This window comes from Pseudarthrobacter sp. Y6, from assembly GCF_050156205.1.
Taxonomy (GTDB): Bacteria; Actinomycetota; Actinomycetes; order Actinomycetales; family Micrococcaceae; genus Arthrobacter.
Genome location: NZ_CP189574.1, coordinates 2,181,445 through 2,206,108 on the forward strand (window position 1 = coordinate 2,181,445; position 24,664 = coordinate 2,206,108).

Annotated in this window: 17 protein-coding genes; 9 read left to right on the plus strand and 8 right to left on the minus strand. The window is 65.2% G+C overall.

The window, feature by feature from the left end; translation table 11 throughout:
• Nucleotides 1-29 precede the first annotated feature (29 nt).
• Nucleotides 30-1,544, plus strand: a complete 1,515-nt coding sequence (gene glpK, locus ACQCSW_RS10480) for a glycerol kinase GlpK (RefSeq protein WP_426985669.1) — start codon at nt 30-32, stop codon at nt 1,542-1,544.
• A 116-nt stretch (nt 1,545-1,660) separates the two neighbouring features.
• On the opposite strand, the gene ACQCSW_RS10485 is transcribed toward glpK, so the two are convergent.
• Genes ACQCSW_RS10485 through ACQCSW_RS10500 form a run of 4 tightly spaced genes read right to left on the minus strand, consistent with a single transcriptional unit; the run spans nt 1,661 to nt 9,343 of the window.
• Nucleotides 1,661-2,563, minus strand: coding sequence for a hypothetical protein (locus ACQCSW_RS10485; protein ID WP_426985671.1), 903 nt, complete (start codon nt 2,561-2,563; stop codon nt 1,661-1,663).
• 33 nt (nt 2,564-2,596) lie between these two features.
• On the minus strand, nt 2,597-5,740 hold the full coding sequence (locus ACQCSW_RS10490; protein ID WP_426985673.1) for an efflux RND transporter permease subunit: 3,144 nt from the start codon (nt 5,738-5,740) through the stop codon (nt 2,597-2,599).
• 1 nt (nt 5,741) lies between these two features.
• A complete protein-coding gene (locus ACQCSW_RS10495; protein WP_426985675.1) occupies nt 5,742-6,197 on the minus strand; it encodes a hypothetical protein in 456 nt (151 codons plus the stop codon).
• Nucleotides 6,194-9,343, minus strand: coding sequence for an efflux RND transporter permease subunit (locus ACQCSW_RS10500; RefSeq protein ID WP_426985677.1), 3,150 nt, complete (start codon nt 9,341-9,343; stop codon nt 6,194-6,196). Before ACQCSW_RS10500 ends, ACQCSW_RS10495 begins: the two co-directional genes overlap by 4 nt.
• A 766-nt stretch (nt 9,344-10,109) precedes the next feature.
• Between ACQCSW_RS10500 and leuS the strand changes: the two genes are divergently transcribed.
• The 5 genes from leuS to holA all read left to right on the plus strand — a co-directional run bounded on the left by leuS (nt 10,110) and on the right by holA (nt 17,650).
• Nucleotides 10,110-12,644, plus strand: a complete 2,535-nt coding sequence (gene leuS / locus ACQCSW_RS10505) for a leucine--tRNA ligase (protein ID WP_426985679.1) — start codon at nt 10,110-10,112, stop codon at nt 12,642-12,644.
• Between the two features lie 57 nt (nt 12,645-12,701).
• Nucleotides 12,702-13,721: a DegV family protein gene (locus tag ACQCSW_RS10510; protein WP_426985681.1), complete on the plus strand. Its 1,020-nt coding sequence runs from the start codon at nt 12,702-12,704 to the stop codon at nt 13,719-13,721.
• A 77-nt stretch (nt 13,722-13,798) separates the two neighbouring features.
• The gene (locus tag ACQCSW_RS10515) at nt 13,799-14,686 is read left to right on the plus strand and encodes a helix-hairpin-helix domain-containing protein (RefSeq protein WP_426985683.1); all 888 of its coding nucleotides are present in this window, start codon (nt 13,799-13,801) and stop codon (nt 14,684-14,686) included.
• A 1-nt stretch (nt 14,687) separates the two neighbouring features.
• Nucleotides 14,688-16,700 (plus strand): ComEC/Rec2 family competence protein, encoded by a 2,013-nt coding sequence (locus tag ACQCSW_RS10520; protein WP_426985685.1) that lies wholly within the window; start codon nt 14,688-14,690, stop codon nt 16,698-16,700.
• Entirely contained in the window at nt 16,634-17,650 is a 1,017-nt protein-coding gene (gene holA / locus ACQCSW_RS10525; RefSeq protein ID WP_426985687.1) for a DNA polymerase III subunit delta, read from the plus strand. The genes ACQCSW_RS10520 and holA overlap by 67 nt, the downstream gene beginning before the upstream one ends.
• Nucleotides 17,651-17,770: 120 nt before the next feature.
• On the opposite strand, the gene rpsT is transcribed toward holA, so the two are convergent.
• The gene (gene rpsT / locus ACQCSW_RS10530) at nt 17,771-18,031 is read right to left on the minus strand and encodes a 30S ribosomal protein S20 (protein ID WP_056340153.1); all 261 of its coding nucleotides are present in this window, start codon (nt 18,029-18,031) and stop codon (nt 17,771-17,773) included.
• A 169-nt stretch (nt 18,032-18,200) separates the two neighbouring features.
• Nucleotides 18,201-18,749 (minus strand): type II toxin-antitoxin system PemK/MazF family toxin, encoded by a 549-nt coding sequence (locus tag ACQCSW_RS10535; RefSeq protein WP_426985689.1) that lies wholly within the window; start codon nt 18,747-18,749, stop codon nt 18,201-18,203.
• Nucleotides 18,750-18,910: 161 nt separating this feature from the next.
• Here ACQCSW_RS10535 and lepA point away from each other — a divergent pair, with 161 nt between their 5' ends.
• Together lepA and hemW are read left to right on the plus strand one after the other, a co-directional pair.
• Complete coding sequence (gene lepA / locus ACQCSW_RS10540; RefSeq protein WP_426985691.1) at nt 18,911-20,764, plus strand: translation elongation factor 4; 1,854 nt, start codon at nt 18,911-18,913, stop codon at nt 20,762-20,764.
• 36 nt (nt 20,765-20,800) lie between these two features.
• On the plus strand, nt 20,801-22,030 hold the full coding sequence (hemW, locus tag ACQCSW_RS10545) for a radical SAM family heme chaperone HemW (RefSeq protein ID WP_426985693.1): 1,230 nt from the start codon (nt 20,801-20,803) through the stop codon (nt 22,028-22,030).
• 71 nt (nt 22,031-22,101) lie between these two features.
• Here hemW and ACQCSW_RS10550 read toward each other — a convergent pair whose 3' ends face one another.
• Complete coding sequence (locus tag ACQCSW_RS10550) at nt 22,102-22,521, minus strand: DUF4870 domain-containing protein (RefSeq protein ID WP_426985695.1); 420 nt, start codon at nt 22,519-22,521, stop codon at nt 22,102-22,104.
• A 128-nt stretch (nt 22,522-22,649) separates the two neighbouring features.
• A complete protein-coding gene (locus ACQCSW_RS10555; RefSeq protein WP_426985697.1) occupies nt 22,650-23,498 on the minus strand; it encodes a DUF3097 domain-containing protein in 849 nt (282 codons plus the stop codon).
• 147 nt (nt 23,499-23,645) lie between these two features.
• Between ACQCSW_RS10555 and hrcA the strand changes: the two genes are divergently transcribed.
• Nucleotides 23,646-24,659: a heat-inducible transcriptional repressor HrcA gene (gene hrcA, locus ACQCSW_RS10560; protein WP_426985699.1), complete on the plus strand. Its 1,014-nt coding sequence runs from the start codon at nt 23,646-23,648 to the stop codon at nt 24,657-24,659.
• Nucleotides 24,660-24,664: the final 5 nt, after the last annotated feature.

A 24,664-nucleotide genomic window follows, 5' to 3' on the forward strand; every position in this document is an offset into this window, starting at 1 on the left:
TCACACAAAATACAGACAAGGACGTCACCATGAACCAATACGTCATCGCCATCGACCAGGGCACCACCAGCTCCCGCGCCATCATCTTCGACCACAGCGGCAACATCGTTTCGTCGGGCCAGATGGAGCACGAGCAGATCTTCCCGCAGGCGGGCTGGGTGGAGCACAACCCTGCCGAGATCTGGAACAACACCCGCGAGGTGATCGCATCCGCCCTTTCCAAGGCGAACCTGACCCGGCACGACATCGCCGCCGTCGGGATTACCAACCAGCGCGAGACAGCCGTTGTCTGGGACAAGACCACCGGCGAGGCCGTCTATAACGCGATTGTCTGGCAGGACACCCGGACCCAGGACATCGTTGATGAGCTGTCCAAGGACGGCGGCCCGGAGCGGTTCAAGCAGAAGGTGGGCCTGCCCCTGGCCACCTATTTTTCCGGCACCAAGATCAAATGGATCCTGGACAACGTCGAGGGCGCCCGGGCCAAGGCGGAAGCCGGTGACCTGGTCTTCGGCAATACCGATGCGTGGGTTCTCTGGAACCTGACCGGCGGCGTTGACGGCGGCGTGCACGTCACAGACGTCACCAACGCGTCGCGTACGCTGTTCATGGACCTCGAAACCCTGACCTGGGATGAGGAGATCCTGGGCATCTTCGGTGTGCCGCTGAGCATGATGCCGGCCATCAAGTCCTCCTCCGAGGTCTACGGCACCGTGCACACCTCCCAGCTGCTGCGCGAAGTCCCCGTTTCGGGCATCCTCGGCGACCAGCAGGCGGCCACGTTCGGCCAGGCGGCGTTCCAGACCGGTGAAGCCAAAAACACCTACGGCACCGGCTGCTTCCTGATCTTCAACACCGGCGAGGAAATCGTCCACTCGAAGAACGGACTGTTGACCACCGTCGGGTACAAGCTCGGCGATGCGGCAACGCACTACGCCCTGGAAGGTTCCATCGCCGTCACCGGTTCCCTGATCCAGTGGCTGCGGGACAATCTCGGCTTGATCAGCAGCGCGCCGGAAGTCGAAACGCTGGCGGCGGCCGTGCCGGACAACGGCGGCGTCTACATTGTTCCGGCGTTCTCGGGACTCTTTGCCCCGTACTGGCGTTCGGATGCCCGCGGCGCCATTGTCGGCCTGACCCGGTTCGTCAACAAGAACCACATCGCCCGGGCAGCGCTAGAGGCCACGGCGTTCCAGACCCGCGAGGTGCTCGACGCGGTCAATGCGGACTCCGGCGTTCCATTGACAGAGCTGAAGGTCGACGGCGGCATGGTGGCCAACGACGCGCTCATGCAGTTCCAGGCGGACATCCTGGGCGTTGCTGTTGTCCGTCCGAAGGTCGTGGAGACGACGGCCCTCGGTGCAGCCTACGCAGCGGGCCTCGCAGTCGGCTTCTGGAAGGACCTGGGCGAGCTCAGCGCCAACTGGGGCGAGGACAAGCGCTGGGAGCCCCAGATGCCGGCCGAGGAGCAGGAACGCCAGATGCGCCTGTGGAAGAAGGCAGTCACCAAGTCAATGGACTGGGTGGACGAGGACGTCCGCTAAGGCGCCCCCACCGGACGGCGGGTAGCAATGACCAGGGAAGGCGGCACGAGTGCCGCCTTCCCTGGTCTTGTGCGGGTCAGGAACCCTCGGTCACCGAGCCTCCATCAGCACGGTGGTCATGGTCCGTCGAGTTGGGCCCGCGGCGTCTTGGCGTAGACGCTCCTGCTGACGGTGTAACCCCTCTCGTCCTGTTCCAGCGCCCCCGCGTTGATGGCCGCAAACTGCGCGGCGCCCAACTTCTTCACTTTCACCAGGTCCATGAATTCCTGGTCAGCGCCGCCGACGGCCGTGACTTTCACCAGTCCCGTTCCGGCTGAGTAGAACTTCCGCTGGTGGCCTGCCTCGGGCGGTTCCAGCGGGTTGTATTCATCGATCACCAGTACATCGTCGTAGCAGCCAGTCGGGACGCAGACATGCTGGTCTTTCTGGAACACTGTCCCGCAGTCAAGGAAGTCAACCTTGGGAGCATAGGCCTGGACATAGTCCGGCGTGCCGGTCCGGGGCCTGGCCTGCATGGCGATGCCGGCCTGGGCCTTGGCAAGCCCGCTGATGAACGTGCTGGGCGCACCAACGAACCCGCCGTTTTCGTATTCCTCCGGATACTCGCCGAAGAGCCAGACCGTTCCCTTTCCAGTCTGCGCAAAGAAGGCCAGCTCGGATTCGACCAGTTCGCCGTCCGCGTAGTCGCGGTCCCACAGGACACGGGTCTTGACGCCGTCAATTACCTTGGTCAGCCCGGTGACAGTATGGACGACAGTGCGTGTGCTGGTCCCTTCGGCAGAGGTCACGGTCCCCGTTGTCGTGTACTGCATGCCGGGCTTGAGCGGGAACCACTTGTTGTCGATCCGCGGGGCTGCCTGGAAATCCGTTCGGTCAAAATTGATCGCGGACCCGGGCCCGCAGAGCTCCGGGGACGGCGGCGCGGCAGCCGCCGTCCCTGCCGACATCACAGTCAGCGATCCGAAGGCCAGCAGTAATGCGGACCCGTATGCCGTAAACCGATGTGCTCGAAATGCCATCTCACGTGCCTTTCATAGTTGTGGGGGATCCGCCTAAACAGCAGGCGCGGGTTCCAGCTCGTGTGCCCTGTACCGGCGGCCTCGGCCGCCTTTCGCGAAACGCAGGTACAGCGAGGGGACGATGAAGAGGTTGACCAGCGTCGACGTGACCAAACCGCCCAGGATCACCACGGCCATGGGATGCTCGATCTCGTGGCCCGGGATGTTCCCCATGACCACCAGTGGTACCAGAGCCAAGGCGGTAGCGAGCGTGGTCATGAGGATCGGCGACAAGCGCTCTGCAGCTCCGCGCAGCACCAGCGCAGGTCCGAAGGGCATGCCCTCGAACTGTTCCAGGTGCTGGCAGTGGTTGATAAGCAGGATGCCATTGCGGGCCGCGATCCCCATCAGCGTCAGGAAGCCGACCAGCGAGCCGAGGGACAGGATTCCGCCGCTGAGGTGGGCGGCGATCACCCCGCCCACGAGGGCCACCGGCAGGGTCAGGATGGCCAGGGTGGCCAGCCGCCAGCTTCTGAAAGCAGCCTGGAGCAGCAGGTAGACAACGATGATTGCACCGATCGAGAAGAGCAGCAGGCGTTGGGAGGCGGCCTGGCGTTCTGCGTATTCGCCGAGGACAACCGCGTTGTAGCCGACCGGGAATTCAACAGACTCCATCCCGGCCTGCAACTGCTCCGCGACTTTCGCCAGATCCCCTTCCTTGACGTTGGCACTGACATCGATGCGCCTGGATCCTTCCGAACGCTCAATGACATTGGGCGTGGGCTTGACTGAGATCTTGGCGACATCAGCCATCCGGATCTTTTGCCCCCTCGGCGTGTCGAGCGGGAGGTTCTCAATGCTCGTGACACTTGTCCGGACTTCCGGCGGGCTCCACACCTGGACGTCGTAGGCCTTCCCGTCCCGGTAGATGTCGCCCACTTCTTCGCCGGCGACCAGGGTGGCTGCGGCGCGACGTACATCGCCCGGCTTCAGCCCGTAGCGGTTCGCGGCTTCCAGGTTCACTTCCACATCGATCTGCGGAATGTTGGCCTGAAGCGCAACCTTCGCACCGATGGCGCCTTCAATGCCGCCCAGGATTTCCTTGATCTTGTCAGCCTCCTGGCGCAGCGTCGCAAGGTCGTCGCCGTACACGCGGACGACTACGGCGTAACCAGTTCCTGTAAGTACCTCGCGGATGCGTTCCTTGAGGTAGGTCTGGACGTCCCGTTGGATTCCCGGGTACCCGTCCACTACACCTTGGATCGATGCCAGGGTTTTGCCATAGTCGACAGAGGGGTCAACGCTGATCCAGTTCTCACCGAAGTTAACGCCCACCACTTCATCGGCGGCGAAAGCCTGCCCGATGTGGGACCCGCAATTGTTCACGCCCGGAATCGTCATGAGTTCGTTGCAGGCCAGCTGGCTGACACGGACTTCCTCGGAGTTGGACGTGCCAGGCTGCGTGATCCAGTGCATCAGGAAGTCACGCTCCTTAAAGGACGGAAGCAGCGACTGGCCCAGCAGCGGGGCAGCCACGATGCCGACGACGCCGAAGGCGGCCAGGGTGAGGTAGCCGGGGACCGGCCGGCGCACAACGGGACGGAGCGCGGTGGCGTACCAGCGCTTCAGAACCCTGACCACTGGCGGATCCCGGTCCTCCAGCTTGGCATTGCGCAGGAAGACGTAGGCCATTGCCGGGGTGACCGTCAGCGCCACGAGCATGGACGCGATCACCGCGAGGGTGTAGGAGGTGGCCAGCGGCCGGAAGAACGCCCCTGTCAGCCCGTCCAGGAAGAAAATCGGCACCGTGGCGGCGACGATGATCAGGGTGGCGTAGACAATCGGTCCGCGGACCTCAAGCGACGCGTTCACCACTACCCTGGCGGTGCTTCCGGTCCCGCCACTTGCCCGGTGGTGCCGGAGCCGTCTGACGATATTCTCGACGTCGATGATGGCATCGTCCACCACTACTCCGACGGCAATCACCAACCCCGCAAGCACCATGGTGTTGATCGTGCCACCGGTCCAATATAAAACGAGGGCCGCCGCCACTAGTGACAAAGGGATGGCCATCACGCTGACCAGGGCCGTCCGCCACTGGAAGAGGAAGACGCTCAAAACCAGGATGACCAGCAGACATCCGAGCAGCAGGGCTACGCTCAGGTTGCCGAGGGATTCCTCAATGAAGGTTGCCGGCCGGAAGAGAGTGGTGTCCACGGCGATTCCGGTCAGGCCGGGCTCCAGTTGCTTCAAGGCCTCCTCCACGCCCCGCGTCACCTCGAGGGTGTTGCCCCACGGCAGCTTCTCGACGATCAGCATCAGACCCGGACCGCCGTTAATGACTGCGTCCCCGATCAGTTGCTGGTGATCCTCCACCACATTTGCCACGTCACCCAGCCGGAGGGGAGGTAGTCCCTCACGATCTTCCAGTGCCACCTGCGCGAGGTCCGCGGGTGTGGTGATGGGCTGTACATGCCTGATGCCGATTGCCTGGCTGGGCGTCTCGAGGGAACCGCCGGTGCCGATCAGGGCACCGGGTGAGTACTTGAGGAGTCCTGCGTCGAGAGCGTCGGCGGTGGAACTCATGACGTCTTCCAGAGTGACATTGTTGGCTGCCAGCTTGGCCGGATCAGCCTGTACCTGCAGCATCTGGAGGCGTTCGCCCCAGATTGCTACGTTCGCCACGCCCGGAACGCGGAGCAGATGAGCCCTGATGTTCCAGTAGGAAATCATTGACATCTCGATCAGTGACCGGGTGGTAGAGGACAGCCCGATCTTCATGACACGGCTGGTGGAGGACAGGGGCTGCAGCATCAGCGGCGGCGCTGCCCACGTGGGCAGGGTTGGAATGACCGTCGCCATCCGCTCGGACACCAGTTGCCTGGCGGTGAGCAGATCCGTGCCGTTCTCGAATTCCATCACAATCGAGGACAGCTGCGGTACCGACTTGGACCGCATTTGGTGGAGGCCGTCGATGCCGTTGAAGGCCTCTTCCATGGGAACCGATACCAGCGCTTCGACCTCAGCGGCAGTAAGTCCCAGGCAGGCTGTCTGGACCTCGACCTTCGGTGGCGCAAATTCGGGGAACACGTCCACCGAGGCACTGCTGAGCTGGGCGCCGCCCACCATCATCAGCGCCGCCGCCATCGCAATGATGATCGATCTGAACCTTAGACTGGCCGCGACTATCCGGCGCATGTCATTTGCCCGTAACGAACTCTGCGCCGAACAACTCAGCCGCGGCTACGGTCACCACTGGCGTTCCCACGGCTGGGCCGGCGCTGGCCATGACCGCGCCCGCTTCCACCTTGGTGACGGTGACGGCCTGGCGCTCGTACACCCGTGGCTCGGCGTTGATGTAGACCCAGGTCTTCCCCTGCGCGTCGTACAACAGCGCTGTGTAGGGGAGCAGGAGGCCTGCGCCCCCCGGAGCCGCTTTGACCGTGTCAGTTTGCAGTTCCAGCCGGTCAATGGCTCGCTGGCTCAGTGTGATTCGTGCTATGCCGGTGGTGGCGTTCTTTTCCACCGTGGCAGGCGCTTCGGATGCGGATACTGCCACGGCTGAGGGTTGAGCGCAGGCGGGCAGTGAAATCAGCAGTGCTGCACAAACGGCCGCCGCCACCGGCAGGCGCCGCATGCTCCTTTTGCTGGTCATGATACTTCCACCTTTTCCGGGATAACGGGGGTGACTGGAACTTCCGATTCGTAGACCTCTGACCACTCTTCCGGTTCACTGCGTGGACCGAACCAGAGAGTGAGCAGCGGGAGCACAAAGAGGCCAACGAGCGTCGTGGTCACGAGGCCGCTGGCTATGATCAGCAGCATCGGTACCATCAAGGCCTCGCCCACGGTGCCGCCGAGGACGGCGGGCGGTATCAGCACGAGGAGCGTCATGAGGGCCGATTTCAGGATCGGCGATATCCGGTCCCGGGCCGCCGTCATGACGACATCAGTGCGTGACAGCTCCGTAGACTCCCGCCAGAGTTCATCGACACGCGCGCACAGCAGTGCCGCGTTGCGTGCGGCAATGGCCAGGACGGCCGCAAACGCTGTCAGCGACAACCAGGACAGGGACGCCGACCCGATCCATGTGGCGATCGCCGCTCCGGCCATCGCCGCGGGAAGCGCCAGGAACACGGCGAGGGCCAGCTTCCAGCTCCTCACTGCGGTCTGGAGCAGAAGCAGCACAGCCAGGCTGGCCGCGATTCCGAGGCCATGAACCAGGGTGTCCGCCGCCTGCAGCTGGCTGTATTTCGTCGGGATCTCGGCGTGGTACTCGACCGGGAACTGGATCTGTTGGAGAGCCGCCTCGATATCCCGCTGGATATCTGCTAGCGGGCGTCCGCTCACGTCAGCCACAACGTCGATCCGCCGTGAGGTGTCATCGTGCTGGATGACAACTTCGTTGGGGACCATGCGGACCTCGGCGATCTGCCCCAGTTGGACGTGGCCGCCGTTGGGAGCATCCAGGAGCAGCTCACGGATGCTGGTCAGGTCATCCCGGACGCCAACCGCGCCACGCACAACCACTTCGAACACCTTCTGCTCCTCGAAGAGGTTCCCGACGACGATGCCCTGCATAAGTGTCGCAGCGGCGCGCCTTGCATCACCGGGCTTGATGCCGAACTTTTGGGCAGCTTCGAGATTGACTTCGACCTCTACGATCGGGGTCATGGCTGTGGCGGCGATCGTCGGGTTGTTCACACCGTCAATCTTCTGAAGGGCCTGGCGGACCTCTTCTGCCTTTTCACGCAGCACCGGCATTTCCGTTCCGTAGACCCGGACCGCGAAGCCCGGTTCCAGGCTGGAGCGCGTGTCGCCGACGGTCTGTTGCGAGTAGTTCAGCACGTTGTGCGCGATGCCGGGGTAGCCCTGCACCACGTCCCGTACTGCCTGCTCCGTCTCGCCGAAGTTCGCGTCCGGTGCGATCGACACCCACAGCTCAGCAGAGCTGTTGCCGACCACCTGATCCGCAGAGATGGCGCGTCCCACATGCCCGCCGACTCCCGAAACTCCCGGGAGGGCCCTGAGTTCATCGGAGGCCCGGGCGGCGATGCGCCGGACTTCGTCATTGGACGTCCCGGCCATGGTGTCCCACTGGACCAACAGGGTCCGGTCGGGCATGGTGGGAACGAGGGGCCGGGTTCCTGCCAGTTGCGAGCCGGAAGCGACGCCAAGGATCCCCACGACCACAACAGCCACAATGGCCAGCGGCTTCCGTGAGTTGATCCCGCCCACCGCGCGGTCGTAGGACGCCTTCCCACGCCCGACGACGGGGAATTCCGTGTATGTTGCCGTCTTGGACGGAAGCAGGAAGTACGCCAGCACCGGCGTGACGGACAGTCCGACGATCAGGGCGGCGGCCAAGGTCAGCGCCAGCGACCAGAAAAGCGGCGCAAAGAACGAGCCGCCGACGCCGGTGAGGAAGAGCGTTGGAACGAGGACAACCACCATGATCAGGGATGCGTGGAACAGCGGGGTGCGGACCCCCCTGACGATGTGGCTGGCCAGCGACCTCGTGGGAGTTTCGCGCTCCATCGCATCCAGATCCCTGGACTGTCGTCGGTAGGCCTGGAGGTCTTCGACGATGTCGCCCACCATCACGGAAGTGCCGAGCAGAACTCCCATCAGGACGGTGATGTTAAGTGTTGCGTTTTGGGCGGTCAGCACAACGGCCGCCGCCGTAACCGTCGTGGCGATGGCCACGAGTGCGATCACGGCGACCCGCCAGGACCGGAACAGCAGCCAGAACAGTGCTACCGCAATCAGCAGGCTGATCAGGAGCGCCAGGCCGAGGCTGTTGACGGAGTCCTGAACACCGGTCGCAGGCCGGAAGACGGACGTATCGATCTGGACCCCCGTGAGGCCCGGCTCCATGTCCTTGAGGGTCGCCTCAACATTACGGGTGACCTCCAGGGCGCTGGTGCCAGGGAACTTCTCGATCACCAGCATCAGGCCGGCGTCGGCTCCCACAACGGCGTCGCCGATCAGCGGCTGATGATCTTCCTTGACCTGGGCAATGTCGCCCAGGAGCAACGGCGGGTCCGTTTCCTCCACGCTCACCTTGGCCAGGTCGGCCGGGGTGCGGATGGGAAGGACGTGCTGGATGCCAAGGCGCTGGTTCGGCGACTCCACGAAACCCCCGGTCCCGGGCGTCGAAGCCTCGAGGAAGCTCAACGGCGAAACCCAGACGGCGTTACCGGTGGTCTTGACAAGCTGCTCCAGGGTAATGCCCTTGTCACGCAGCTGCGTCGGAGTGACCTCCACCTGCAGCTGCTGTTCGCGCTGGCCCCAGATGGACACGTTGGCCACGCCCGGGATACCGATCAGCCTCGGCTTGATCTTCCACCGGGCCAGCACGGACATCTCAATGCCGGAGAGCTCTTTGGAGTCCATCCTGACCATCAGCACACGGCTGGTGGAAGACAATGGCTGCATGATCAGTGGGGGGGATGAGACGTTAGGCAGTGCGTGCGCCTGAGTCATTCTTTCCGCGACCAACTGGCGGGCGCGCAGGAGGTCCGTGCCAGGCTCGAAGACCAGTTCAATGGAAGACAGCCCGGGGACGGATTTCGAGCGGATCTCGTCCAGCCAGGCCACCCCGTTGAGGAGGTCTGCCTCCATGGGTGCGGTGATGAGCTGTTCAACTTCAACAGCGGAGAGCCCTAGGGCCTCAGTTTGGATCTCTACCTGTGCGGGGGCGAACTCCGGCATGGTGTCCACAGCCATATGTGGAACGTTAACGACGCCAAAAGTAATGAGCCCCGCCGCGAGGGCGAGAACCAGAATACGGAACTGCATGCTGAACCGGGTAACCCAGCCAAACACGGTCAGTCCCTCGCTAGCTCTTCGCAAGGGTGATGGACGGAATTTTCAGTCCATCACATCGTTGTGCTGGACATAAACGCCAAGAATACATTTTCAGGCTCCTCGACCTGAGACCGTCTAGTTTCCCCACAGACTTGACATTACTGTGGACCGGCCGACCCCGGTTTGGCAAGGGTGGAAGCTACCTCTTTGAGCCACCCCGTTCTAGGGTTTTCTTTGGCGAAGAGATCAGGGCTACCTAATGCGGGCCGGTGGCGGCCGCAGCCGTCAGAGCCGGCCGCCAGCTCCGGCACTGCCGCACAGTTCGTCAGCGCGGCCCTTGTTACCACAAACCCTGCGGCCACCCGGAAGCCCGCAGCGGCGAGGGCTGAAAGGGCTGCCGCCATGCGGCCGGCAGTCTCCCGGGACTGCGCCGCGGCTTCAGTCCAGGCGCAGCATGGTGCACGTCCCAGGAGGACCCATGCCCAGCATGCAGGGCCGCGGCGGGGCCCTCCGCCATCCGCCACAGGGCCCCGCCGCCTGAGCCTGCCCACCTGCAGTGGGTACGCTAAAGTAGTCCTATGCGTGCGATCCTTCTGCTTAGCTAGCCGCCCGGTGTCCGGAAACAACCGGAATGCCGCGCGGCTGCCCCTCCATGGAGAGGGGCTTTTGTGTGTCCGGGCTTGTTTCCGGGCCGGCAGCAGGGGGATCAGACCGTTGTGGCAGCACCGATGCCGCAACAGAACAGAAGAGGGCAGCAGTGAGCGTTCAGCCGGAGACAGAGACCGGAACAGCAGCAGTGGCGGCGGCGGAAACACCCGAAGAGGGTGCCTACAGCTTCGCGGCGATGGAGGCCAAGTGGCCGCAGGTATGGGAAGACCTCAAGGTCTTCACCCCCGTGGATGATGGTTCCCGCGAGCGCCGTTACGTGTTGGACATGTTCCCGTACCCCTCGGGTGACCTGCACATGGGCCATGCCGAAGCCTTTGCCATGGGCGACGTTGTGGCCCGGTACCTGCGGCAAAAGGGCTTCGATGTCCTGCACCCGATCGGCTGGGACTCCTTCGGCCTGCCGGCGGAGAACGCCGCCATCAAGCGTAACGCCCACCCGAGCGAGTGGACCTACGCCAACATCGAAACCCAGGCGGCGTCGTTCAAGCGATACGCCATCTCTGCGGACTGGTCCCGGCGGGTGCACACGTCGGACCCCGAGTACTACCGCTGGACCCAGTGGCTGTTCAAGCGGTTCTACGAGCGGGGCCTGGCGTACCGCAAGAACTCCCCGGTTAACTGGTGCCCCAAGGACCAGACGGTTCTGGCCAATGAACAGGTGGTCAACGGTGCCTGCGAGCGCTGCGGCACCCCCGTCACCAAGAAGTCCCTGAACCAGTGGTACTTCAAGATCACCGAGTACGCTGACCGGCTGCTCGATGACATGGACGAGCTGCGCGGCCACTGGCCCGAGCGTGTGCTGGCGATGCAGAAGAACTGGATCGGTCGCTCCGAAGGTGCCCACGTCAACTTTGTGATCGAGGCCGACGGCGGCAAGCCTGCCAAGGACGTCACCGTCTTTACCACCCGCCCGGACACCCTGTACGGTGCCACGTTCTTCGTTGTCGCAGCCGACGCGCCGATCGCCGTCGAACTGGTCACGGAGGAGCATGCCGCTGCCCTGGACGCCTACCGCGAGCAGGTCAAGGCACTCACGGAAATCGAACGCCAGTCCACCGAACGCGAAAAGACGGGCGTCTTCACCGGCCGCTACGCCGTCAACCCGCTGAACGGTGAGAAATTGCCGGTCTGGGCAGCAGACTACGTCCTGGCCGACTACGGCACTGGCGCCATCATGGCCGTCCCGGCACACGACCAGCGCGACCTCGACTTCGCCAAGACGTTCGACCTGCCCGTCCGCGCCGTGCTGGACACCGGCGAGGACGATCCCGCGGTTTCCGGTAAGGCCACCTCGGGTGAGGGCACACTGATCAACTCAGGCATCCTCGATGGGTTGCCGAAGGCAGAGGCCATCCCGGCTGCCATCGACATCCTGGAAAAGCAGGGCACCGGCGAGAAGTTCGTCAACTTCCGCCTGCGTGACTGGCTGCTGAGCCGCCAGCGTTTCTGGGGCACGCCCATCCCGATCATCCACTGCCCTGCCTGCGGCGAGGTTCCCGTCCCCGACGAGCAGCTGCCTGTCAGGCTGCCGGCGGACCTGCGCGGCGAGGACCTGTCCCCGAAGGGCACGTCGCCGCTGGCCGCCGCCGAGGCCTGGGTCAACGTTGACTGCCCCAACTGCCACGGGCCGGCGAAGCGCGATACCGACACCATGGACACCTTCGTGGATTCATCCTGGTACTTCCTGCGGTTTGTCTCGCCGCAGTACACCGAGGGCCCGTTCGATCCGGCGAAGATCAACGAGTGGATGCCCGTGGGCCAGTATGTGGGCGGCGTGGAGCACGCCATCCTGCACCTGCTGTACGCCCGGTTCTTTACCAAGGTCATCCACGATCTAGGCATGATCGACGCCGACGAGCCCTTCAGCGCGCTGCTGAACCAGGGCCAGGTCCTCAACGGGGGCAAGGCCATGAGCAAGTCGCTGGGCAACGGCGTTGACCTCAGCGAGCAGCTGGACAAGTACGGCGTGGACGCCGTGCGCCTGACCATGATCTTCGCGTCCCCGCCGGAGGACGACGTCGACTGGGCGGACGTTTCGCCGTCGGGCTCCGCGAAGTTCCTGGCCCGTGCCTGGCGCCTGGCGCAGGACGTCACCAGCGAGCCTGATGCCGATGTGACCGCCGGTGACCGTGCCTTGCGTTCCGTCACGCACCGCACCATCGCTGACGCCGCCGCGCTGCTGGACGCCAACAAGTTCAACGTGGTGGTGGCCAAGCTGATGGAGCTGGTCAACGCGACCCGCAAAACCATAGATGCAGCCGCCGGCGCCGGCGGGTCGGATCCCGCCGTCCGGGAGGCGGCGGAAGCCGTTGCCGTCATCCTGAGCCTCTTCGCGCCGTACACCGCGGAGGACATGTGGAACGTCCTGGGTCATCCGGCATCCGTCGCGAACGCCGGCTGGCCGGTACACGACGAAGCCCTGCTGGTCCAGGAGACCGTCACTGCGGTAGTCCAGGTCCAGGGCAAGGTCCGTGACCGCCTCGAAGTTTCGCCCGGGATCGACGAAGCCGAACTCCGGGAACTGGCGCTGGCCAGCGAAAACGTCCAGCGCGCGCTCGACGGCCGCGGCATCCGCACGGTGATCGTGCGAGCACCTAAACTGGTCAACATCGTCCCGGCCTAGTCCGGGGCACCGGCCGCCGGGCCCAACCGGCGGCCGGCCCTAAACCAGGAGGCACTTTTGCCCGACCGTGACGCCGCTGCGTGGCTCTGGCTCCGGGAGCGTCTGGCAGCCCTCCGCCCCGCACCGCGCCCCGGCGCGCCGGCACCCTCCACCCCGCCCGCCGTCGTCGTCCGTACCGCGGTGGTGACCGATTCCGCCTCCGCACTCCCGGCTGACTGGGTTCACGCCTGTGCCGGTGACGGACGCCTGACGGTCATTCCGATGCCTGTCATGGTGGGGGCGGAAATCTACGGCGAGGGCGAAGACGACATCACCGAAACCATTGCGCTGGCACTCGCCAGTGGCAAGTCGGTCAAGACATCCCGGCCGTCACCCGGACAGTTTGAACAGGCCTTCCTGGCCGCCGAACGCCGCGGCTACGAAGGCGTGGTCTCCATCCACATTTCCGGCGGCTTGTCCGGGACGGCGGATGCGGCGCGGCTCGCAGCCAGCCGGGTGACCATCCCCGTGGAAGTCCTCGACTCGGGCACTGTGGGCATGGCGCTGGGCATGGGTGTGCAGGCCGCGGTAGCAGCAGCCGCGGCAGGGAGCGACACCACTGCTGCAGCCGCCGCGGCGGCGGAGCAGTTCGCGCGAACCAAGGTCTACTTCTACGTGCCCAGCCTTGAGCAGCTCCGCCGGGGCGGGCGGATCGGCGCGGCCGCGTCGCTGCTGGGGACGATGTTCGCCATCAAACCCATCCTGGCCGTCGACGACGGAAAGATCGTTCCGCTGGAGAAGGTCAGATCAGCGGCAAAAGCCGTGGCCAGGCTCGAGGAGATAGCCGCCGCGGACGCCGCGTCGCGGCCCTATGGCCAGGCCCGCCTCGCCGTCCACCACTTCGGGAATCCGGCCGAGGCGGAAGCTTTGGCAGCCAGGCTGTCCGCGGCCCTGCCAGGCTGTCCACCAGCTCAGATCAGCTGCCTGCCCGCTGTCCTGGCAGCCCACGCCGGACTTGGCGTGCTCGCGGTGATCGTGGGGGAGACCAGCCCAACTGTGCGGAGCCCGGAGCCGGAGCTCCCCGCAGTTTCCACATAGCGGTTTCCACATAGCGGTTTCCACATAGGTGTAGCCGGGACTGTCACCGGCGGCCATGCTTCCCTAGCGTTGGGTGCATGTCACGCCGGGACTGTGGAGCAGCACGCCAGGGGGCCCGGCATGCCCGGGACCGGCTACAGTCCACGCTGGGCGCCGGCCCGGGGCTTCTGCTGTCCGACGGCGAAAAGGTCTTTGAGTACGACGGCGGTTCGCGCGTTCCCGGTGACGACGCCGCTTCCGGGGCTGCTGATGAGTCCCCTCCCGGTACAGATAAGACGGGACCGGCCCTGAGATGGCGGGTGGGCCTGCGGGTCGCCCTGCTCATCGCCGCACTCGCGGTGCTGGGCGGCGCCTGGTTCTGGTCACAGGTAGCCGCCGGTCAGCCCGAAGTCATGCCGCTGAGTGACATCTCCGCCCAGGGCAGCCTGCCCGCGGGGGAAGGAACCCAGGAAGAGGAGCCCCACGGGGCCGGGCCGCCTGAACTGCCATCGGAAACTCCGCAGGCCGGCACAGTCATCATCCATGTGGCCGGGGCTGTCGCCGTGCCCGGGGTTGTGCAGTTGCCCGCCGGCAGCCGGGTTCACCAGGCAGTCGCCGCGGCTGGCGGCGGCACACCCTCCGCCGACCTGAACCGCCTCAACCTTGCTGCCGTGCTGACGGACGGACAAAAGCTCTACGTTCCCCAGGCCGGCGAAGAAATCCCCGCCGGTTCGTCCGCCTCACCCGGGGAAGCGGGGGAGGGGACTAGCGGCGGCGGGACCACGTCAGCAGGAGGAAAGGTCAACCTCAACACAGCAGGCGTCGAAGAACTCGACTCCCTCCCGAAGGTTGGACCGGTGCTGGCGCAGCGGATCGTGGACTGGCGCAAGGAACACGGCCCCTTCAAGTCGGTCGAGGAGCTCGACGCCGTGGACGGCGTGGGTCCCAAGATGCTCGAAACACTCCTTCCCTTGGTAGGCATCTGAGATGGCCGGGCGCAGTCCGTGGAGCCGCTTTGTTGACTCAGCCGTACAGGGCCAGGGGGCTCCCGCAGCCCTCGCAGTTCCCGTGGCTACACCCGCCGGGGTCCAGGCCGGAGGGCTAAAGGCCGCCGGGGTCAAAGCCAGAGGGCTGAAGGTCCGCAGGCTGGGTATACGCGTCGGGGCGAAGCTCCGGGGCCAGGAGCTAGCGAACCCACCAACGGATGCGCCGCGCCGGCGTACCGACGTCAGGCTGGCGCTGCCCGCCTGCCTCGTCTGGAGTGCTGCCATAGCCGGCGTCTGGCTTACCCCTGTAGCGCTGGTAGGGCTGTGCTGCGGTTTGGTGCTGCTCGCTGCGTTCCTGTTTACCGGGGCCGCCCGCGGCAGGGGGCCAGTGTCCGGCCGGCGGAGCTTTCTGATGACCACCGCGGTTGCCTTGGTGCTCGCTGCGGCAGCCGCTGCGCATTCGGCCGTCTCCTCGTCGCAACGCCACGATGGGGCCCTTGCCGAAGCTGTCGCCGCCGGCAACTCCGTGGTGGCCATCCTGGAAGTCACCGGATCCCCGCGTGCCATGACCGTCCCGGGAAGCGCGGGGCCGCCCGAGCGGTGGTCGGTAACGGCGCAAACGGAGGAGGTCACCGTCGGCGGCCGGGTCATCCGCACCCGTGCTCCGATGGTGGTCATGGGCGGCAAGGGCTGGGGAGACCTGATACCTGGCCAGGTGGTCCGGACCGCCGGCAAGCTGAAGCCACCGGACGCAGGCCAGCAGGAAGCCGCTGTCCTGTTGGCCTCCTTGCCACCCCGTGCCGGCTCCGGGGCCGGCAGCGGCGCCGGAGTCGATGATGCCGACGCCCCGGGCTGGCAGCTCGTAGCGAAGGACCTGCGCGGCCGGTACGTTTCCGCTTCGTTCTTCCTTGCCGCCGATCCGGCCGGCCTTCTGCCGGGTATGGTCACCGGAGATACCAGCGCCCTGGACGAAGGACTCAATGCGGCAATGAAAACGGTGGGCATGACCCACCTGACCGCGGTCAGCGGAGCCAACTGCAGCCTGGTCCTGGGCGCATTGCTGATCGCTGCACGAAGCCTTCGCCTGCCCCGGCTCGCCGCGGCAGGACTGGCGCTGACCGGCCTGGCAATGTTTGTGGTGCTCGTGGGCCCGGACGCCAGCGTCCTGCGCGCCGCGCTTATGGGTTCAATCGCCGTGGCATCGCTGGCAGGCGGCCGGACGGGCCGCGGACTCAGTTTCCTCTGCCTCGCGGTGATGGGCCTGCTCCTGATCGACCCCGGCCTCGGTACCAGCTTTGGCTTCCTGTTGTCAGTACTCGCAACCCTGGGCATCATCGTCCTGGGCCGACGGATGATTGACTGGACCCCGCCAGTTATTCCACGCTGGGCAGCCGCCGCCTGGGCCGTCCCGCTCTCCGCGCAGTTGCTGTGCGGCCCGGTGATTGTGCTCCTGCAGCCCCAGTTTTCCACCTACTCGCTGCTTGCAAACCTGATGGCAGCCCCGCTGGTAGCACCGGTGACATTGCTGGGAACGGCAGCCGTCCCGCTGGTGGTGGCCGCGCCGTGGCTGGCCACCGTCCTGATCGCCGTGGCAGGCACTTTCAGCGCCGGAGTGGCAGGAACCGCGCGGATCACGGCCGGATTGCCGGGGGCTGCGCTGCCCTGGCCCGAGGGCCCGTTCGGACTCCTGACCATGGTGCTGCTCTCCCTGCTGACCTTCGCCGGCGTGTGGCTGACCATCCGGCCGCGTCAGGTGTTGCCGCGGGTACTGGCACTGCACGCCCGGACGGAATCGGTGTTGGACCTCCTGGAACGGCACCTGGGGGCCACGTTGGCCCGGTGCTGGCCGGACCGGCGCGGGCCAGGCCAGCGTGGCCCCGGCTTGGTGGCGGCGGCCCACCGTGGCAGGCTTAGACACTGCACCAGAATTTCCGGGAGGAATCCACCATGGCCGCAGCCCAGACCACACGTACCAGGACTCCGGCGTCCAACACGGCCACCTGGCGGGACGTGACGCCTGCCGAAATCGTCCTGGTGGGCGGACCGGAGGAATACCTCGGCATCCGTGCCATGGACCATGTCCGCGCCCAGGTGCGGACGGCGTTTCCCGACGTGGAAGTCAGCCGCCTCATGGCCGGAACGTACGAAGCCGGGACCCTCGCCATGCAAGTCAGTCCCTCACTCTTCGGTGAGCGCAAACTGATCGAAGTCGAAGGCGTTGAAGGCATGAACGATGCCTTCCTGGCCGACGCACTGACCTATCTGGCCCGCCCGGAGCCGGAGGCGGTGCTCGTCCTGCGCCACGCCGGGGGAGTCCGCGGCAAGAAGCTCCTCGATGCCGTCAAAGCCGGCGGTTGGCCGGTAGTTGACTGCCAGCCCCTGAAGAAGGATGCGGATAAGGCCACTTTCGTGGCAACGGAATTCAGGGCCGCCGGACGCAAGATCAGCTCGGACGCCGTGCAGACCCTGGTTAATGCCGTCGGCGCCAACCTTTCGGAGCTCGCGGCGGCGTGCAGCCAGCTGATCGCGGATGCCACCGGAGCAGTGACCCCGGAGTTGGTGGACCGCTACTACGGTGGCCGGATTGAGGCCACGGCCTTCAAGGTCGCGGACGCTGCCATGGCCGGAAACGGTCCAGTGGCGCTGTCCACCCTTCGCCACGCGCTGGCCACCGGGGCTGATCCCGTTCCGCTGGTTGCGGCGCTGGCAGCCAAGCTGCGGACAGTGGCCAAAGTTGCCGGCGCCCATGGATCCCCGGCGCAGATCGCCCGGGAACTGGGCATGCAGCCCTGGCTCGTGGAGCAGGCCCAGCGCGATGTGCGCCGCTGGACCCCGGAGGGCCTGGTCCGCTCCATCCAGGCCACCGCGGAGGCCGATGCCCAGGTCAAGGGCCTTTCGCGTGATCCCGTCTATGCCGTTGAACACGCGGTGACCGTCATTGCAACCTCTGTGCGCGGGCACTGAATTCAGCCGATTGCGGCTGCGGTTGGTGGGTCTGACGGAGAGGCCCTGACGGCTTAAAGACGTGTGGCCGGCACCCATCGGGTGCCGGCCACAATCATCAGTTCAGGTGAACTGGAAACCTTACAGCGCGTTGACCTTCTTGGAGATGGCCGACTTGCGGTTTGCTGCGTTGTTCTTGTGCAGAACACCCTTGCTGACAGCCTTGTCCAGCTTGCGGCCGGCAACAAGCAGGGCAGCGGCAGCTGCATCCTTGTCGGTGGACTCAACGGCCGTGTTGACGGCGCGGATGGCCGTCTTCAGCTCAGACTTGACTGCGTTGTTGCGCAGGCGGGCCTTTTCGTTGGTAAGGATGCGCTTCTTCTGGGACTTGATATTAGCCACGTGTGAACTCTCTTTTTAATGCGGAAATGGTCTAGAGGGCTTTCAGATTGGCCATTGACTGAGCGGCGTGGGGATACCTATGGCGGCCAACCATCAGTGGCCGTCGACCTGCACGGACACACAGCTATAAAGAATAGCAGACCCCCCGGAAGCTGGCCATTTTGGCGGGCTACTTCCAGCCGTGTCGCCGCCGGATACCTGCAGCCACCAGATCGAAGCGTTTCCGGTCCAGAACAGCACCTTCGCGCCGGATGGCGTCCGGGCTGACCTGCAGGATCCGCCCGAGGTTCGCCTCGCTGGGCCGCTGCTGGCGGTCCCAACTGCCGGTTCCGATGTCCACGTACTCTCCGGACCCGTTGCCGGCATGGTCGTGGTCCTTGCTGGTGAGCATTACCCCCAGCAGGTACCGCCCGTTCTTGCCTACCAGCAGAACAGGACGGTCTTTACCCCGGCTGTGGTCCTCTTCATACGGAACCCAAGTCCACACAATCTCGCCGGGGTCGGGACTGCCGTCGGGCTGCGGGGCGTACCGGATGGCCGCCGTGCCGCCAAAGTCGCCAGGATAGGCGCCTGGCGGGGCCGGCCTGGCCGCCGGCGCCCGGTGGGCCGGCGTGGGCGTGATCGGTCCGGCAGATCCGGTTGGGCTGGAACGGAACTTCTGCAGGACCCTGGCGGACATCCGGACGACGTTGGCCAAGGAGCGGAGGTTGATACGCATGGGGCAAGACTATCGCCGGGCCCCTGTACTGGTTTGACCTGAATGCAATACGATGCGCCCGGACGTGGGAGACTGGAAGTTCCAAATGTGCGGTCCAGCCGCAGGGTGCCTTCGGTGCGTCCTGGCGGCGGTCGCGCGAATGCCAACAGTAAGGACCCTGCGTGTCTCCCATGGCCCGCACCGCCCCGGTGCCCGCCGCGACAGATCCGGCCATCATTCGGAATTTCTGCATCATCGCGCACATTGACCACGGCAAGTCCACCCTGGCCGACCGCATGCTGCAGTACACCGGGGTGGTTAAGTCCCGCGATATGAAGGCCCAGTACCTGGATCGCATGGACATTGAGCGCGAACGCGGCATCACGATTAAATCCCAGGCGGTGCGTATGCCCTGGGAACTCGACGGCACCAGCTACGCGCTGAACATGATCGACACCCCCGGCCACGTGGACTTCACCTACGAAGTGTCCCGCTCGCTGGCCGCCTGCGAAGGCGCAGTGCTGCTCGTTGACGCGGCGCAGGGCATCGAGGCCCAGACCCTCGCGAACCTGTACCTGGCGATGGAAAACAACCTCACCATCATCCCGGTGCTGAACAAGATCGACCTCCCGGCGGCCCAGCCTGAGAAATACGCGGCCGAACTCGCCAGCCTGATCGGCGGCGACCCCGACGACGTGCTCCGCGTCTCCGGCAAGACCGGCATGGGCGTCGAGGTCCTGCTGGACAAAATCGTCCGCGACCTGCCGGCGCCCGTGGGTGACCCGAATGCCCCCGCGCGCGCCATGATTTTCGACTCGGTCTACGACACGTACCGCGGTGTGGTCACCTACGTCCGCGTCGTTGACGGCATGCTTCACCCCCGTGAACGCATCCAGATGATGTCCACCCGTGCCACCCACGAACTCCTCGAGATCGGGGTGAGCTCCCCGGAGCCCACCCCCTCCAAAGGCCTCGGCGTGGGCGAAGTGGGCTACCTCATCACCGGGGTGAAGGACGTCCGCCTGTCCAAGGTCGGCGACACCGTCACCAACCTTGCCAAGCCTGCCACTAAGTCCCTTCCCGGCTATGCCGATGCCAAGCCGATGGTCTTCTCCGGCCTGTATCCGCTGGATGGCACGGACTATCCGGTACTTCGCGATGCGCTGGAGAAGCTGATGCTTAACGACGCCGCGCTGGTCTATGAGCCGGAAACGTCGGCCGCGCTGGGATTCGGCTTCCGCGTGGGCTTCCTCGGCCTGCTCCACTTGGAAATCACCAGGGAGCGGCTCGAACGCGAATACAACCTTGACCTGATCTCCACTGCCCCCAACGTGGAGTACGAGGTGACCTTGGAGGACAAGAAGGTGGTCCATGTGACCAACCCCAGCGAATACCCTTCCGGCAAGATCGCAGAGGTCCGTGAGCCGATGGTGTCTGCCACCATCCTGGCACCGAATGAGTTTGTTGGCGCCATCATGGAGCTCTGCCAGAGCCGCCGCGGGGTTATAGGCGGCATGGACTACCTGTCCGAGGACAGGGTCGAAATCCGCTACCGGCTGCCGCTCGCTGAGATCGTGTTCGATTTCTTTGACATCCTCAAATCCAAGACCCGGGGCTACGGCTCACTGGACTGGAAGGCCGACGGCGAGCAGGTGGCTGATCTGGTCAAGGTGGACATCATGCTCCAGGGCGAACAGGTGGATGCCTTCTCCGCCATCACGCACCGCGAGAAGGCCTACGCCTACGGTGTGATGATGACCGGCAAACTGCGCGAGCTCATTCCCCGCCAGCAGTTCGAAGTGCCCATCCAGGCTGCCATCGGCTCCAGGATCATCGCCCGGGAAAGCATCCGCGCCATCCGCAAGGACGTTCTGGCCAAGTGCTACGGCGGCGACATTTCCCGGAAGCGAAAACTGCTGGAGAAGCAGAAGGAAGGCAAAAAGCGCATGAAGATGGTGGGCCGCGTTGAGGTCCCCCAGGAAGCCTTCATCGCTGCGCTGACCACCGACGAGTCCAAGGACAAGGCCAAGAAGTAGTGATGACAGTGGCCGGCAACACCGGACGCCCCTGCAATGCCTAGCATTCTTCCCCTCGGCGACCCGGCGCCGTCGGACGGTCTGCTGCCCGTGCAGTCAGTGGACGGTGCGGTGGACCGGGCCTTCGGGCTGTACGTGCATATCCCGTTCTGCGCGGTGCGCTGCGGATACTGCGACTTCAACACTTACACGGCCACCGAGCTGGGCGGCGGAGCGTCCCAGGACGCCTACGCCACCACAGCCGTGTCCGAAGTGGATTTGGCAGCCACGGTCCTGCGGGACTCGGGTCTTCCGGACCGACCGCTGAGCACAGTCTTCTTCGGCGGCGGCACCCCCACGCTGCTCCCCGCGGAAGACCTCGCCCGGATCCTGGCGGCCGCCGTCGGGCACTGGGGCCTGGAACCCGGTGCCGAAGTGACCACCGAAGCAAACCCGGACTCGGTCACGCCTGCCTCCCTGCAGGTGCTGGCCGATGCCGGTTTCACCCGGGTTTCCTTTGGCATGCAGTCTGCTGTTCCCCATGTCCTGAAGGTCCTTGACCGCACGCACACGCCCAGCCGCGTGCCGCAGGTGGTGCAATGGGCGCGCGATGCCGGACTGGCCGTGAGCCTGGATCTTATCTACGGGACGCCGGGGGAGTCCCTGGAGGACTGGCGGTTCTCGCTGGAGACGGCGCTGTCCTACCAGCCGGACCACATCAGCGCCTACGCGCTGATCGTGGAGGACGGCACCAAGCTGGCCGCCCAGATCCGCCGTGGCGAAGTCCCGGGAATCGACGACGACGACCACGCCGACAAGTACGAACTCGCCGACCAGCTGATCGGCGCTGCGGGCCTCAGCTGGTATGAGGTCAGCAACTGGTCCCGGACGCCGGAGCAGGCATGCCGGCACAACCTTGCGTACTGGCGGGGTGACGACTGGTGGGGCATCGGACCGGGCGCACACTCACACGTCGGCGGAGTGCGGTGGTGGAACGTCAAGCACCCTACTGCCTACGCAGGACGGCTTGCGCAGGGCCTGTCACCGGCCGCCGGGCGGGAAACGCTCGACGCCGAAACCCGCGACGTGGAGCGCGTGATGCTCGAGGCGCGGCTCGTGTCGGGGCTGGCAACGTCAACGCTGGGCGAACACGGCCGTTATGCCGTGGCCGGGCTCATCGCCGACGGCTTGGTCGAAGCGCCGGCCGCCTTCCATGGCAAGCTGGTATTGACGCTGAGGGGCCGCCTGCTGGCCGACGCTGTGGTCCGCAGGATACTGCCGGACTAGGCCCTACAATCGTGGGCCCACGCCCGCAGGGTTCCCTGGCCGAGCTTGCGAGGTTAGGGTGCGGGTGGGGACTACTTGATCCAGCGCAGGTTGTACTGGTAGCGGTGGGGCTGGCCCTTGTTGACATGGATGCCCGCGGCCACGGAGAAGCAGGTCAGGGCAATCCAAATCAGGGTGGCGATGACGGCGAAGATGTTTCCCACCACTGGAATGAAAACCAGGAGGTTGGCCACCAGCGCCGCAATGGTGGGCGGCAGGCTGAAGTTCAGCGCTTCCTTGGATTCCTGGGCGGTGAACGGCCCGCGCTCACGGAAAATCAGGTAGATCAGCAGTGAGGGAACACAGCCGAGGATCCCGCCGAAGTGTGCCAGCATGGCCCACTGGCGGTCTTCACTGGCCGTCAGGGGCAGCGCATTTGCCGGAACGCCCTGGTACTCGGAACGGCCCTGGCCGCCGTGGTCGTCCCGGTGCTCGCGTGCGTTTTGTGCCACGGTTTTCTTCCTTCGAAAGTGCAATGGTGCTGGGTTGGAGAATGCCGGACTGAAGCAACTGCAGCCTCCGCCGTACCAAGAATACTGGTTCGGCCACCAAATGCCGCCGCCAGCGCTCGGATCCGGGGTTACGGCACCGTCAGGAAGTCGATGACTTCCTCCACTCTCCCGAGCAGTGATGCTTCCAGGTCCGCGTAGCTGCGGACGGCGCCCAGCAGCTTTTGCCAGCCAAGCCCGATGTCTTCCTTGGTGGAGTGCGGCCAGCCGAACGCTTCCAGGATGCCGGTCTTCCACTCCTGCCCGCGGGGTACCACCGGCCATTTTTCGATGCCCAGTACAGCGGGCCGGATCGCCTGCCACACGTCAACGTAAGGGTGCCCGACGATCAGGACATTCCCGGCCGCGCCGGGCGAGGCCATCACGGCGGCAGCGATGCGCGACTCCTTCGAGTCCGGCACCAGGTGGTCCACCAGGACCCCCAGCCGGCGGCCCGGACCGGGACCGAACGCGGCCACCGCCCCAGCCAGGTCATCAATGCCGTGCAAAGGCTCGACGACGATGCCCTCTACGCGGAGATCGTCACCCCAGACCTTTTCCACCAGTTCGGCGTCGTGTTTTCCTTCAACCCAGATTCTGCTTGCCTTGGCCACCTGGGCACGCTGGCCGGCCACCCGGACTGAGCCCGACGCCGTCCGGCCGGCCACCACGGCGGCGGGCTGCCTGGGCGCCGGGGGAACGAGCCGGATGGGCTGTCCCTCCAGGAGGAACCCGAAGCCGAGCCGGAAGGACCGGGACTTTCCGCGCCGGTCTTCGAGGGCAACTACATGCATGCCGCCGGACTTCTCCACCCGGGTCACCGCTCCCACCCAGCCTGACTGGGCGTCTTCGAGAACCATGCCGCGTTCCACGGGAACTTCAGGGAGTTCGCTTCTGACGGGTGCGGTGATCTCCTGCGGACCCCAGTTCTGGTATTGCATGGATTGATTCCGCCTTGCCGCTAGATCCTGACCCGGAATTTCGCCCGGAGCGGTACCAATGCTAACAACGGGGTGACTCATATTAGACTGTTAGCACTTAGGTATGTCGAGTGCTAACCCTGCAGTAATCACGGATGGAGGTGGAGTATGAGCGAGCCGCGCAAACTCGAAGTACTGCGCGCCATAGTGGAGGACTATGTGCACTCCCGCGAGCCGGTGGGTTCCAAGGCACTCGTGGAACGCCATCACCTCGGCGTGTCCAGTGCCACCATCCGCAACGACATGGCGGCACTGGAAGACGACGGCCTGATCACAGCCCCGCACACCAGCGCCGGACGGATCCCCACCGACAAAGGCTATCGGCTGTTTGTGGACCAGATTTCAGCAGTAAAGCCGCTTTCCCAGGCGGAACGGCGTGCCATCCAATCGCTGCTGGAGGGCTCAGACGATCTGGACGACGTCCTGGACAGGACCGTCAGGATGCTGTCACAGCTGACCAACCAGGTCGCCGTGGTGCAGTATCCCCATCTGAGCCGCGCCACCATCCGCCACATCGAATTCGTCCTGCTCGCGCCCCGGCAGGTCCTGGTGGTCCTCATCGCCACCACCGGCAAAGTCGAACAGCGCGTGATCGACGTCGGCCAGGACCTCGGCGACGACGCTATCGCCGCCTTGCGGACACACTTCCTCGGATCACTGGCGGGCATTTCGCTGAGCCGTCTGACGCCGTCGCTGCCGGGAGTCGTTTCGTCCGTCAGTCCGGGCCAGCGCGCAGCTGCCCAGGCTTTGGCCCATGTGCTGGAAACGCTCGCCCACAACAGCCGTGAGGAACGCATGGTCATGGCCGGAACGGCGAACCTCGCCCGCTCCAATGTGGATTTTCCGCTCAGTATCGGACCAGTCCTGGAAGCCCTCGAGGAGCAGGTTGTCCTGCTGCGCCTCCTGAGCGACATGGCGCAGGATCCGAGGGGCGTGGCAGTAAGTATCGGGCGTGAAAACCCTTACGACGGACTCGCGGAAGCCTCCGTGGTTGCCACGGGCTACGGACCTGACAGCACTGCCAAGATCGGTGTGCTGGGCCCCACCCGGATGGACTATCCCACCACCATGGCCGCCGTCAGGGCAGTAGCCCGTTACCTTTCAAGAATTCTGGGTCCGTAACAGCA